The 14,700-nt window shown below is 33.2% G+C and carries 8 protein-coding genes and 1 pseudogene; 2 read left to right on the top strand and 7 right to left on the bottom strand.

Annotated features, from left to right (window positions below; all coding sequences use genetic code 11):
• Positions 1-205: 205 nt before the first annotated feature.
• Together CKF59_RS01385 and ybaK are read right to left on the bottom strand one after the other, a co-directional pair.
• Positions 206-955, bottom strand: coding sequence for a hypothetical protein (locus tag CKF59_RS01385; RefSeq protein WP_119534196.1), 750 nt, complete (start codon positions 953-955; stop codon positions 206-208).
• A gap of 344 nt (positions 956-1,299) precedes the next feature.
• Positions 1,300-1,778 (bottom strand): annotated as a pseudogene (gene ybaK / locus CKF59_RS01380) (Cys-tRNA(Pro) deacylase).
• 162 nt (positions 1,779-1,940) lie between these two features.
• On the opposite strand from ybaK, the gene CKF59_RS01375 reads away from it, so the two are divergent.
• Both CKF59_RS01375 and CKF59_RS01370 read left to right on the top strand, forming a co-directional pair.
• Positions 1,941-3,245: a glycosyltransferase gene (locus CKF59_RS01375; protein ID WP_119534195.1), complete on the top strand. Its 1,305-nt coding sequence runs from the start codon at positions 1,941-1,943 to the stop codon at positions 3,243-3,245.
• A 6-nt stretch (positions 3,246-3,251) separates the two neighbouring features.
• Positions 3,252-4,547: a glycosyltransferase gene (locus CKF59_RS01370; protein ID WP_119534194.1), complete on the top strand. Its 1,296-nt coding sequence runs from the start codon at positions 3,252-3,254 to the stop codon at positions 4,545-4,547.
• A 290-nt stretch (positions 4,548-4,837) separates the two neighbouring features.
• On the opposite strand, the gene CKF59_RS01365 is transcribed toward CKF59_RS01370, so the two are convergent.
• The 5 genes from CKF59_RS01365 to CKF59_RS01340 all read right to left on the bottom strand — a co-directional run bounded on the left by CKF59_RS01365 (position 4,838) and on the right by CKF59_RS01340 (position 14,519).
• Positions 4,838-5,788, bottom strand: a complete 951-nt coding sequence (locus CKF59_RS01365; protein WP_119534193.1) for a glycosyltransferase family 8 protein — start codon at positions 5,786-5,788, stop codon at positions 4,838-4,840.
• 357 nt (positions 5,789-6,145) lie between these two features.
• On the bottom strand, positions 6,146-8,167 hold the full coding sequence (locus CKF59_RS01360; RefSeq protein WP_119534192.1) for a bifunctional 2',3'-cyclic-nucleotide 2'-phosphodiesterase/3'-nucleotidase: 2,022 nt from the start codon (positions 8,165-8,167) through the stop codon (positions 6,146-6,148).
• A gap of 1,213 nt (positions 8,168-9,380) precedes the next feature.
• Positions 9,381-9,575 (bottom strand): hypothetical protein, encoded by a 195-nt coding sequence (locus tag CKF59_RS01350; RefSeq protein ID WP_119534190.1) that lies wholly within the window; start codon positions 9,573-9,575, stop codon positions 9,381-9,383.
• A gap of 156 nt (positions 9,576-9,731) precedes the next feature.
• Positions 9,732-12,647 (bottom strand): type III restriction-modification system endonuclease, encoded by a 2,916-nt coding sequence (locus tag CKF59_RS01345; protein WP_245959258.1) that lies wholly within the window; start codon positions 12,645-12,647, stop codon positions 9,732-9,734.
• Between the two features lie 3 nt (positions 12,648-12,650).
• Entirely contained in the window at positions 12,651-14,519 is a 1,869-nt protein-coding gene (locus tag CKF59_RS01340; protein ID WP_245959257.1) for a site-specific DNA-methyltransferase, read from the bottom strand.
• Between the last annotated feature and the right edge of the window lie 181 nt (positions 14,520-14,700).

Here is a 14,700-nt window from a genome sequence, read left to right as displayed (position 1 = left end):
CCTCTATTATAGTATATTCAGTTCCTAAAGGTGAGGAGAAGAGAACAAAAATGCTCTTTGCAAGTTGCAAAGAGCATTGATACTTTTTGTAATTTATGAGTTATAAAATTACGGTCTAAGTAAAGAATTTAGACATATTAGGGTATATTAACTTTTTCCGTAATTTTAAAACTAATTTTTGTATCGCTAGCCTAAAGTTATGAAATTATTGACGATATTTGTAAACTTCAACTCCGAAATAACGCCAAATTTCTTGTAGCCTTATAAAAAGATCATCAGACATTTTATCTGGAGATACATCTTCAAGTGTAGGGGAGTATGTTAAGTAAGTTGGATAACTATATTGATTTATTTGATGGTTATAGAAATCTCTTACGCTACCACGAGGCGTCGTAAATACCTTAGAAAATAAGTAATTACGTGCTGGGATATTATCATAAATAGGGCGATATTCATAATCATAGGCTAAGATAGTTGAGTATATTTCATTAATTGTACTTCCAAGAGTTCCTAAGGCTCTTACGAAGTCACCACATGGAAACAAATAGCCATAATGATTTAGTTTTCCTTCTCCTACTGCTTTTCCATAAATTAAACAATTGTTAGCAAGGTTTGCTAGATCATAGGCATTGGTGTAATATTTTCCATTGTGTATTACAGGAGGAAAAGTGTTAATTGTAATATCAGCAACATATTTAATCACATCTCCCGAGTAATAAGAATTATTTTCTTGCTTTAGTTGCTGTGCAAGATTTTTAATGCGATCAATATAGGTACGGTAAGCAAGACCTTGATTATCAAATTTACTAGCAATGTAAGCTAATGCTTCCTCAGGAGATGAAGCTTGAGGAGGAGGGGGTACAGGTTTTTGTGAAGTGGTAGAACCACAAGCGGTTAATAATAGAGCTGAGAGCGTGCAAAACGTTAGTTTGTAACAAGATTTTTGGTTAAACATGTATATAGTTCCTATTATTAAGTTGAGAGCTATAAGCTTTTTTTTCAATTAAGTAGGAAAATAAAGTTTTCTTGTAAATGACGAATAAGTTGAGATCTTTGAGGTTGAGATAAGCTTAATTTTGTCTACAGACAAAATCTAAATTGTTACTTGGGGAGTCCCCTTGTTTATTAATTGAAAAGTAAGACTTTATTAGTTTATTTTCTCTTAAAACAGAGTTATTACTTTATTATAATATAAATCCTTTTTCAGAAAAATAAGAGAAAGAAGAAAGCTCTTTGCAATTTGCAAAGAGCGTTAATATTTTTCTTTAGATTAGTATTGATAAATCATTTTTGCTTGATCTATTCATGGTCTATAAGATCTACAAAAGTAGCTTTAGTTAGTCTCGCTAGATCTTGTGGTGCTAAACTTACATCACAACCACGTTTACCACCAGAACAATAAATTGTAGTAAACTTCTCTGCCCCAGCATCTATAGCTGTAGGGAGAGCTTTCTTTTGTCCAAGAGGTGAAATGCCTCCAAGTAAATAGCCGGTTACTTTTTGAGCAAGAGCTTTATCAGCCATCTCTGCTTTTTTGCCCCAAAAGCCTTAGCAGCTTTTTTTAAGCTCAGCATATGAGCAATAGGTAAGACTACTACTGCAAGATTCTTTGGGTCACCATTGAGAGAAATAAGTAAAGTTTTATAGACTTGCTCGGCAGGTAAACCTAATTTGTCTACGGCTTCTTGACCAAAGTTGGTATTCTCAGGATCATGATGATAAGTTAGTACTTCAAAAGCTACTTTTTCTTTTTTTAAGAGATTAATTGCAGGGGTCATAGTTTTTTTCCTGTAAATAATTAACTAAGCGATTGTTATTATACGCCTCTTCAAAAAAGAGAACGGAAAAATCATGAGCTTTGCAGATAATCTTGAGCTAAGGAAAAGAGAAAAAGGTATAATTAAAAGCAAGATAAAGAATCAACGTTTAAAGGATCAGATATGAGCAGACCGAGTTTTACAATTGTTAATTCACGCTTGGTATATACCGGCTTTTGGCATGATTTTGTCTTAGCTGAAAGTAAACAAATGGCTTTAGTCCACAAATTTAATTTCCCGAAAAAACTTCTTTTAGTCCAACAATTTGCTAAAAGAGGATTACTCCAAGCTGCTCTTGAATCTTATCCAAGTGCCTTACAACAAACTCATGCTCTTGCTCCGCAGTTTTTTACAGATGGTCCTTTGCCTTATTTAGATAAATATCCTGAGTTTACCGGAGGAGCTAAAGACTTTTTTAGTGTGTATCATGGACAAGAGCATAATTATCTCTTTTCTTTTACTAAATCTGTCTCTGATTATCTTGCTGATTATGTAGATTTAGTCGCTGGTCCTTATCTGCCTCAGGTATTGCCAACTCTTTATGGAAATTACTTCCATATTCCAAATTATTTTCGGAGTTCGGTGGTTGGACTACATACTTTATACGGTCTTCCAACCTTAGCTCAGGTTGAAGAGCTTATTGCTCAACTAGAACAAACGAAAAAAGATTATCCACCTGCTATCCGTAAGGTACTAGGGGTTTGTATTGCTCGTCATGATCAATTACAAAATATGGTAGGCGTAAGAGGTAAGATTTGTGATATCTTTACCAATGTTTTTGGCAAAATGAGTAAATATCCAATTGTCTATCCGAGTACTTTTCGTTTTAATAGTAGCGAGATGATCACTAAGTTTAATGATGATAAAATCGCCTATGCACGTAACTTTATCTTTATGATTTGTCCTGAAAACTCTTCAGCTCCAGGATATGTTTCCGAGAAGATTTTTGAAGCCATGGCTGCGGGATGTATTCCAATTTATTGGGGTGGGATTGAAACTGAGTTAGACTATATCAATGCCAAGGCATTTTTGCATTTTGATCCCAAAAATGAAGCTGCTTTAGGGCAAGAACTCGTAGACCTGTGGAATAATAAAGAAAAGTTTGCTCAGCTTTGTGCTGAACCTTATTTTCTTCCTGGAGCGGCTGCACGCATTTATCTACGCTATGTTTATCCTTTTGCTAAGTATTTAACTAAACTTTTAGGGGCAGAGGTAAATCTCTACTCTTGTCTCAAAACCCCTCAGGCGACGGATTTAGAAGCCGAAAAAGCTAAAGCCCAAGCGCAACTAGCCTCTCTTGGCTTACAGGAAGATAAGTATTTGTACTTATTAGACGAAGCTAACAATTTTCCTTATCAACCTCGAGTACCTGAGTTAACGCCAAGAGAACAAGAGACTTTAGCAAGATTTATCCAACATTATCAATAAAGATGTATGAAATCTACAATTAATTATTGCGGTTTTTGGGGCGGTTTTGATCTCGAAAAAGAAAAGTTTATTGCTCTCTACCATAAATTTAATTATCAAAAACTGCCTTATAATACTTATATTATTCAAGGTTTTCTTGAACGCTTTTGGACGCAAGGTGAACTTGAGCGTTGCTTAAGTACCTATGAACAAAGGTATAATTTAGCAACGCATGTGTTTGCAGGTTTTCCCTTAAGTCCTAATGGGAAAAGAGCTAAACCTTTACCGACCATGCACCAAATGCGTTCGGTATACCACGCCCAAGAACATATCTTTGAGTTCGATTTTTGTTTAAATGCTGTAGATAATTATGTAGATTATGTAGATCTCGCTCTTGGTCCTTATTTACCTCAGGTGATGCCGAGTTTATATAATAATTATCTGCATGTTCCTAATTACTTTAGGAGTATTTCCCTAGGTTTACATACCTTGTATGGTTTGCCAACCTTTAAGCAGGTTGAAGCATGGATTGAGCAATTAGAGCAAGCTCGCCTCGAGTCTAATTTTACGCAACGTAAAGCCTTAGCTTTATGTGTGGCTCGGCATGATAAGATTGGACATATGCCAGGAGTAAGAGGAAAAATTTGTGATCTCATTACTCAAGCTTTTGCGGATTTGGTCGAGCATCCCGTGTTTTATCCGAGTAAGTTTCGCTTTAATACTCACGACCTTAAAGAGCGTTACCAAGATGATAAAATTGCTTATGGTAAGAACTTTTGGTTTATGGTATGTCCGGAGAACTCTTATGCTCCTGGCTATGTCAGTGAAAAGCTGTTTGAAGCCATGGCTTCAGGATGTATTCCGATTTATTGGGGAGGGATAGAAACGGAGTTAGATTATATTAATCCTCAAGCGTTTATTTATTTTGATCCTCGTAATCCCCAAGCTTTAACGCAACGCCTCTTGGAGTTATGGCATTCTCCGCAAAAACTCCAAGAGTTACGCTCTCAACCTTACTTTTTACCAGGAGCGGCAGCGAGAATCTTCTTACGCTATATTTATCCTGTAGCTAAACGTTGGTCAGAGTTAATGGGAGGAGTTAATCTCTATGCTTATTTACGTGAGCCTCAAGATACGAGTTTAGAAGCTGAAAAAACTTTAGCTCAGGCAAGTTTAGATTTTTTAGGGTTAAGTGAAACTAAGTATAGTTACTTAGAACAACCGCAAAATCGCCCTCCTTATGATTTTAATGTGGACTTTTCTGCTTATTCGGCAGAGCAAATGCAAATTTTACAAGGATATTTAGAAAAATATCAGCATTAAAGAAATCCCCAAGGAATTTGAGATCTACTTAAATTCCTTGGGGATTTTTAGCATGTACTTATTTAAGAAATTTACCTTTGTAGTTCTTAAAGATATTAAACTTCTGATCAAAGCCACTAAATTTCTTTTCAAAGTTACTAAACTCCTGTTAAAGCTATTAAATTACCTAGCAAGCCTCAGTAATTTTTAAAAAATCACCGTAGCTCTTAAGTAAAGCTCCTATTTCCATAGAGAGGTAAAATTGCATTTAGGAGAATAAATAACTAATTTTTTTGTTTTAGGGAGAAAGTTTAGTTTTTAGTGTAAAGAGAAATTAAGCGAGCAAAAGTAAAATCCTGATAAATCTCATCTACATCTTGCCAAAAAGTAGGCAGTTGTTGCTCAAAGATCATATTAAAGTAGAAGTTATAGATATGGGCAAGTTTATTGTTAGGTGCATACCAAGGTTTAGCTTTGCCAATATAATGAATAATTTGAATTCTATTTTCGAGATAGCGGTAATAATCTGTAGTTTGCTGATTATGAAATAATTCGGCACTAAGATTATATTCAAGAGGCAAAAGTAAAGCTCCTCCATATTGTTGAGCTATGAGGTTAAGCAAGTCTTGATCTTTGAGAAGACAATGTTTATGAGCTTGCATTTGTTGCACAAGAAAGTAAGGAGAGAAGTTAAGTTCTTTATATCTCTGTAAATTAAAAACCACTACTCCTGCATTAAAATAATCGTGATTAGATAATCCGAGATGTTTTATATTATCAATAAACTGTTGCTCTCCTGAATGTTGACCTGGAGCATGGTGAATGCGCCAAATAAACTGATCTTTCACTCCGGCAAATAAGTGCTTGCCCAAAGGTAAGTGTAAGAGAGGTTTTAAGTCATTACAGACAACAAGATCGGTATCGAGATAGAGAACTCGTTCGAGAGTTTCTCCTGCAATTTGCTCAATTAAAGCAGGAATAAATAAGCGGGAATAGGTATCACTACTAATATAATCTTGAGGATCATCTAAGAAACCGTGCATCAGCAGATGTGAGGTCATATCATAAAAGATTAGTTCAATTTGCAGATGTGAGGAAACGAGTTTTTGTAATTGTTGTTTGTAATGATCTGGAAAATCACGATAAAGAATGATAATTTTATAGGGAGTGCCGTGAATACGGTTACAAAGTAAAGAAGTAATGCTGGTTGCTAATTGAGTCCAATATTTTGAATTACATGAATAAACTATAGTTAATGTCATAAGGGTATATAAATATATGAGGAGGGTTTCTCTTTATTATATGATGATTTTCTATATTTTAACATGTTCAGTACCTAAAAAAGATAAATTTATCGCAAAAAAAAGAGAGACCGAAATCTCTCTTTGAACTTAAGGATGAAAATTATTTTGGATTTATGACTAAAATTTTAGCGAATGGTAGTTATTATGCCTGATTATAATCATAATAAGATTAGTGGTTAGCATACGATTACTAGTAATTAAGATAATGGACCAGTAATTAAGATAATGGACCAGTAATTACGATAATACGATTGGTAATTATCATAATATGAATAGTAATTACTTATTCAACCAACCACACTACCATATGACTGTTTATTTATATTGCTTCTCAGGTTGGTATTTTGAAAGATCTATGCGGTATTCTTGGAAGCCTGCATAATCTAAGTCAAGTTTTACGAGAGGCCAAACAGAGTTATTTAAAGCGTAATTCACTGCTTTATTATCTGGAGCAGAGAAAATAACTACATTGAGTTTTTCGCCATTTTTAATTGGTACAAGAGACCAGTTCACCGTACGATCAAGAACTATAGGTTTATTTTCTTTTGCTTGTTTTTGGATATAGTTAGCAATTACTTCTTGAGAAGTTTCTAAAGCTAAGTACACAACTTTATCTGTACCTGTACCTGGGAACATGCCAGTATTCGCACGATAGTTATTAGTCGCCACTAAGAAGTTATCACTATCTTTAATTGGTTGCCCATTATAGGTCATGTTCTCTACGCGACCTTTACGGTTACCTGTAGGACGACAACTACCTGTAAATTTTGCAGGACGAGTTACGTCGATTTGATAGTTAACGCCGTAAAGTACATCAAAGTTATAAGTTTTAAAGCCACGATAGTTGATTAGTTCTTGACGTTGATCTGTATCTGTAAAAATAGTATTAAACATCCCTGCAGAACATTCAGCCCAGTTTTTGAGTTCACGTCCAGTTACTTTTACAATCGCAAAAGTATTTGGATATACATAGAGATCAGAAACATTACGGAACGCAAAAGTTCCTTTATCTACTACCGTAAAGTTTGCTGGGTCATTGTGACGTTCACCAAATTTAAATGGAGCTGCTGCAGAAACTAGTTTATAGTCTTTATATTCAGGATTTTGTGCCACCCAATCTTTTAAAGTAGCTAATTGTACTTGGTTTACCAGTTTCACCGCTGGATCATCTTGGTATAAAGCAAGGTAACCATAAAGATTATCTTCGAGTTTACCTAGAGGAGCATTAGCATAATCACGTACTGCCTTGTGGGTTGAGGCATATACTTTTACTAATTCAGCATCTTCTTCGACAAGAGCTTGACGGTTTTTTACGTCATAGATTGGACGAGCAAAAGCACGAGACTGTTGCGCATCAGCTTTAAAGCTACCATCAGCTTGTTGTACGAGAACGAGATCAATAATCCCTAAATGACTTCCCCAACGTCCAGGCATTACAGCAGGCACACCATTAATCCAACCTTTTTCTAAATCTGCACCTTTTACGTCTTTATATTCGGCTGATGGGAACACTCCATGCGAGTGACCAAAGGCTACTGCATCTATACCAGGAACCTTGGTTAAGTTTATTACTTGGTTTGGATAAAGAGAGCTTGATGGAGCAACTGAACCTATCCCTGAGTGAGGTACAGCAATGATGATTTCCGCACCTTCAGCTTTCATTTTCGGTACAAACTCAAGAGCTGATTGGACAATCGGAGTTACAGTAACTTTACCTGTAAGTTTTTCAGCATCCCACTGCATAATTTGTGGAGGAGTAAAGCCGATATAACCGATTTTTACTTTATGTTTTTTTCCTTGGGTATCTGTAAGTACGGTTTCTTTAATAATGTAAGGAGTGTAATAGTTTTTACCAGTTTTAGCGTCATAAACATTGGCGTTAATTACCGGAATGCCTGCTTGTTCTTGAGCAGTGGCAACTACTTTATCAAGGTAAGGAAGACCATAGTTAAATTCATGATTACCTAAGTTAGATACATCATAATTTAAAGCTTTAAAGCCAAGATATGCTGGGTGAATTTTGTAGCTTTTGAAGTTATCATCAACAGCCCAAGTACCAATTAACCCACCTTGGATTAAGTCTCCATTATCTACAAGTACAGAGTTAGTTGCTTGAGCACGAGCTTGCTTAATAAGCGAAGCGGTACGAGTTAAACCGTAATTTAAAACAGGTTGGTCTTTAAGGTAATCGTAAGCTGTGAAATAGGCGTGGATATCGGTAGTTTCAATAACACGTAAGTTAATTACGGCATTATTGGCAAAAGAAGAACCGGCTAAACCTAAGAGAGCTAAAGAGGCTGTTAGTTTAGCGATAGAGAAAGGGGATTTAAATTTCATAAACTATAATTTTTTTAGAGACAAAAAACTAGACACAACTTTAGGAACTAAAGTAAGCTTAGTTTTTTGTAAAGTAATGGAATAAGAAGTAAATAAGGGATCGAAAAGTAAATAACTAAATCGAAAATAAAATAACTTGGGATAACAATTAAAGGTTTTAAGTTCAAAGAAGTGGAAAAACTTAAAACTCTAACTAAGAAAGAGAAAAGTGGAAAGAGTTTTCTTAGAGTTGCTTATATTTTACAAAAAAACTCTTTTCTTGTTGTGGTATTTTTAGGAGAAAGGAAAAGATCGGAGTTTTTTTATTCGGATTCTTTGTGCTTTATAACTTTTGATAAGTTAAAAATTGTAAATTAGTTACAAATGTTAGTTTTTATTGTGGATTTAGAAAGAAAGTTAAAAAAAGAAGAGATTGAGAAATGATGAAAAATGACATTAAGAAGAATAAAACCTCTATTTTAACTAACAAAAGTTAGAAAAAAGTATAGTGTGAGCTGAAAAATAAGAGCTATAGAGAAACAATATAACTTGATAGCAACTGAAGTTAATAATGATTTTGCTTCTTGTGTTAATTGTGCAACGACCCGTTGCACAAATTGCTAGTTGTTGAAATATTAAGGATTTTTCTTCAGTAGGTAGTTGTGCAACGCCCCGTTGCACAAATTGCTAGTTGTTAAAATATAAGAGATTTTTCTTCAGTAGGTAATTGTGCAACGCCCTGTTGCACAAATTGCTAGTTGTTGAAATATTAAGGATTTTTCTTCAGTAGGTAATTGTGCAACGACCCGTTGCACAAATTGCTAGTTGTCGAAATGCTAAGGATTTTCTTCAGTAGGTAATTGTGCAACGCCCCGTTGCACAAATTGATCTTTGTTGAAATGCTAAGGATTTTCTTCAGTATGTAATTGTGCAACGTCCCGTTGCACAAATTGCTAGTTGTTGAAATATTAAGGATTTTCTTCAGTAGGTAATTGTGCAACGCCCCGTTGCACAAATTGATCATTGTTGAAATATAAGAGATTTTCTTCAGTAAGTAATTGTGCAACGTCCCGTTGCACAAATTGCTAGTTGTTGAAATATTAAGGATTTTTCTTCAGTAGGTAATTGTGCAACGCACCGTTGCACAAATTGCTAGTTGTTGAAATATAAGAGATTTTTCTTTAGTAGGTAATTGTGTAACGTCCCGTTGCACAAATTGCTAGTTGTTGAAATGCTAAGGATTTTCTTCAGTAGGTAATTGTGCAACGATCCGTTTCACAAATTGATCATTGTTGAAATATAAGAGATTTTCTTTAGTAAGTAATTGTGCAACGATCCGTTGCACAAATTGATAATGGTTGAAATATAAGAGATTTTCTTCAGTAGGTAATTGTGCAACGCCTCGTTGCACAAATTGGTAGTTGTTCAATATTCTATTTCTTTTTATAGATACTCGTGATAAAGGTAACTGAGACAACCGTTTTATATTGAGCAGTACATACAGTGGTAAGAGGTACGGTAGAGGCTAAAATAGTTTTGTCCTCGCCTCTATTCAATTATAAATTACTTTTTAAAGATTGAAACATTATTTACATACTGCTTTCAAAATCTTAGCAATCTTATCCCCTTGAAACTGTGTTGTAAAGATTACTTTAGTTTCAGTACTAACCTTTTCAAATAATCTTTCAGCATGTTCAATCTTCTTTTTCTCTTCAACACGTAGACTACCGTCATCAGATACGCCTTTGGTTTCTATAATAAAGTTTAAAATATCCCCACTAGAAGTTTTGACAACATAGGCAAAGTCTGGAGAGTAAGTCCCTCCTCCTGCTACAGGAATCTTAATAGAGTTCTTCGGAATTTTTGTAAAAACAATTACTTCTTTTACTTCACTTTCAGTGATATTTTCTTTTTCTAGATCACTATTGAAAAAGACTCTATCAAATAAAAATTGAGGTAAAGGTTCATCATCAGATAACTCTCCATCAAAGATATTATCTTCAACTTCTTCTAAAGGATCTCCTAATTTATTTGTAAATTTGGTAGGATGAATTTCATTACTTGTATGGGAATATCCTACTTCGAAAGAAGTAAAAGAATTTAACAGTAACCAACGATTGAATTTTCTTGCCAACCCGTTGATAGTTTGCTGATTTAAAAATAAACGTATATCAATTAAATTAGCAACTTTTAGAAAAGCTCGATGTAAGGTATTACGCTGAATCAAAATTTTTTCGGCTAGTTTTAATAAGAAAGTAGAGTAGCTCATCATCGCTATAGGTTCAAAATTTATCTCTTCAATAGATTGCTCTTTATTTGCGACTAAAAGATCATTTTGCACTCTAATGTTAGATTTAACCGTAATACTACCACTTTGTTTAAAACTACTTAAATCACTTTCTAAAAATTTTACAAATAAATTGAGAAACTCTTCTTCACTTTCAATCTTATAATTTAGAATGACTTTTTGATTGATACTTTCCCAAAGGTTTTTTAGCTCAGCATATTTAGCAATTCGCATTTTGATTTTTTTCTTCTTAGCTTCCTTGCCATTACGAATTTTATTTACATCTACAAGCTCTTGTTTCAATGCTAAAGGGTATAAATCTCTTAGTTTATAAAAACCTTCACTACTAACATTACCATGATTGTCAATAAATTCATCATTATCATTTATAAAACCTGCATTTAAAGCTTCATTGAAAATTTTTAAAATAGGTTTATCAGAATAAGATTGTGAAATTCTATTCGCTAGTTCATTAGTAAATATTTTAGGAATTTTTATACTCGGAACTTGACTATTTACTTCACCTACCAATTTATTAACAAAGTCATTTTCTCTACTATCAACAAAATAGTTTAGATAAAAGTTTTCCTGATTTACTCTAGCCATAAATTCATTTACAGGTAAGCGTAAACCTCGTCCAACTTCTTGTAATTTACTAATTTCACTCCCACTTAAACGTAATTTACAAATTCCAAATACATTCGGATTATCCCAACCTTCACGTAAAGTCCATTTAGAAAATATAAATCGTCTCGGGTTATCTAAAGATAATAAACCTTCTTTATCATGGAGAATTTCTCGTATTTCCTGTTCAATTTTCTCATCACTTTCACTATTATCTTGAGCAAAGTATCCCTCATGGGTAGCAGAGATATCTTCTAAAGCTTTCTCTAAATAGGCTTTATAAAAATCATTAGTTTCATAAGCTAAACGACTCTCTACTTCGGCTTTCACAAAAAGTTCAAAACGATTTAATAAACTATTTTGCTCTTCTCTTCCTTCACGATAACCTTTAATATCATCAATAAAAAATAGAGTTAGAGGTTTTATTCTTCCGTTCTCTCGAGTTAGTAAAGCTTTTTCAGTATCAAAATGGGTACGAATTGCATTGCGTAACATCTTATTAATTACTGTATCACTATACGCAAATGGATTTATTTTATCGCCTTTTTTTAAGGATAAACCATTACTCAAGATAACTTCAGTCGCTTTTGCCTTTTCAAGCCAAATATCATGTAGATTCGAGTGAACTAGTCCTAAGCTATCACCTTGTCTAACTAAGATAGATTTTTTACTATTTGATACTCTAAATTCAACTTCTTCACTTTTAGCTTTCTCTAGAGTTACAACTACCCCATCATCTCCTTCTAATTCTTCTACAAAAACATTAACTCCTTTTACTAGATTATCGTTAAACGCTTGCACCGCAGTTAAACGATAGATTAAATTCTCATATTCTGTAAAAGTTGCTCCATATCGCAGAGTTAGTATAGATTGGAATTTTTCAATATTTTTCCATGTCGTTTTAGCTTTAGCAAATTTATGAGGTTCATCAATAATCAAAACTGGACGAGTACTTGCAATTGCCTTAAAAGGATTATCAAACTCATGAGCAAATAATTGACTTCCATCAGAAAGCTTACCAGACATGCTATCAGAGTTAATCATACCTTGATTAATTAACAGTACATGAATTTTGCTCTTGTCATTTGTACTCACAAAATCATGAACTTCAATTAAGTTATGTTGTCTTTTACCTTTTTTGGCTTTTTGACTTTGTACTACATATAACTTTACCTGAGTATCTCCATATATACCTTCAAAATCTAAACGGAAGTGACGCATTAAAGCTTCACTTTTTAAAAAGCTTTCTGTCCCAGCTTTAATGGATAAGGTCGGAACGACGACAACAAATTTAAAGATTCCATAATTGCGATATAACTCATACATGGTCTTAGTATAGGTATAAGTTTTACCTGTTCCTGTTTCCATGGAAATATCAATAATAGAATTACCGGTTAAAGGCTGATCATTAATATCATTTTCTACTTGTATACTTTCTAAATTATTCTTTAACTGAGATAAATCTATTTCTATTTTATTCGCAAAGTTATCTAAAGAGTTTTCTATATAAGGAAGGTCTTGTAAAGCACTGACAACAGAGTTTATTGCAACTTCTTGATGAGGTAAGTTTTTTTCGTATTTAAAAGCCATAATTTAATATCTCACTAATATATTTATATGCAGAGATTTTTTATTGTTGTAGCTCATAATAGCTTGCTTAAGCTCTTGTTGCTTAGCACTGTCAATTCCCTCTCCATAAATTACAATACGTTCAATAACAAAGCTTCTCTCATTATCTAATTTGGTTAAGATATCTTTTACTTGTTCGCTACCAAAGTTTTGATTCAGTAAATATAATTGAGTTTGACATAAATATGCCGTATAACCTGAAAGATTAACTTTCTCTATAGGTTCGTTCAGAGGTTGACCATCATATACTCGCCAAGTATTTAATAAAGTTTCAATTTGTTCGGGAACATACATTAAATAATCTAGACTAGGATTGTGTTCAAGAGTTTTTAGCTCTTGATCATAGTCTGGAACTTCTCTAAAATCTGTAGTAGTTTCAAAAATTTTAAATCCTAAATCACCTTGGTAATCTGTTTTTTCTCCCTTTATCTTTTGAGCAACTTTCTCTAGTCTAGCTTTAGTAATATCAAAAATAGTTGTGTAACCTGCTTGATAAGCTTGAGATTTCTGATCAGTTTTTTCAGGTAACTGTACAAGAATGAATTTACGGTTACCACTATCTTCTGCATTTAATTGCATTACGGCATGAGCTGTTGTGCCAGATCCTGAAAAGAAATCAAGAACTATTGAATTTTCTTCAGTAGATTGATTAATTAAAAAGTTGATTAATTCCACTGATTTCGGAAAACTAAAAACTTTCTTATCATCAAATAAAGACATTAACGACTTTGAAGATGTTTCTGAAGAATACCATCCTAAATAAGAAACAAATGCTTTTTTATCATTAGTATAACTATTAAGAAATTTTTTTTGACGAGGAACTCCATCCTTTGTCTTAGGGAAAATAATCAGATTATCATTGATCATCCTTTTAATGCTATTTTCTGCAAAAGCCCAATTATCATAAAATTGATTCCCTGTAATAGGATCAACAATTGAAAAAAAGTTATCTTGTGTACCTGTAGCTTTTATACTTTCTGAACGCCATAACCCTCTAGGATCATTATCAGGATTTGCAAAGTCCTCTTCGCTTCTTTCTATACCTTTAAATTTTTGCAGATTAATATTTTTTGCATAACATAAAATATATTCGTGATTACTCATCAACATATTAACAGGAGGGACACCTCTAGCAGCATTTTTTGTTGTCCAAATAAAATCTCCTACAAAATTCTCTTCTCCAAACACTTCATCACAGAGAAGTTTTAGTTGTGCTTGTTCGTTATCATCAATACTAATAAAAATTACTCCATCATCTTGAAGTAATTCTCTTGCAATGTACAGACGAGGATACATAAAAGTCAACCAAGCACTATGTGAGTTAGATTTTTTAGAAGTAAAATCTAGAATTCTTTGTGCTTCTTCCAAGTTTATTCCTGTCAGTTCAACTAATTGCTCAGTAGTAAATTTACGATCATCTTGGTACACAAAGCCATCAGAACCAGTATTATAGGGTGGATCTATGTAAATCATTTTTACTTTACTTTTATAAGCATTTTGCAAATGCTTTAAGACCTCTAAGTTATCACCTTTAATAAGTAAATTCTGACTATCTATATTTTGTGGTTGTTGATTATGCTGATAATCTTCTGTTAAGAGAGTAGTTGGAGGAGTGTTTCTTAATAACTTAGCATAAGATTTTCCTAACCAATTTAAATTGTAATACTCTTTTGTTACTTCAATTGCTTGAGGATGTACAAGTTGTGTAAATTTTTCAACTAAGAACTCACCTTTTTTACTAAAACATTCAGGATATAACTGTTTTAATGTTTGTAAACGCTCGTCTTTAGGTAGATTATTAGGATCAAATAAAATTTCGGTATCCAGCATCATTAAATCCTTTCAAAGATTGTTTCAATCTTATTTTATGGTAAACCTTATTTTATTAAGATAACTTAGGATGAAATTATCTTAATTAGTTATTTAATAAACTATAAATTTATTTATTCAAAAATGGATTTATACTCGAATCTTGAGTAAAGTATTTTAATTTTTCATAAGTACTGTTAATACT

Origin of the sequence: Psittacicella gerlachiana, from assembly GCF_003585965.1 — a bacterium.
Classification (GTDB): domain Bacteria; phylum Pseudomonadota; class Gammaproteobacteria; order Enterobacterales; family Psittacicellaceae; genus Psittacicella; species Psittacicella gerlachiana.
This window is presented reverse-complemented; position numbering and strand designations above follow the sequence as displayed.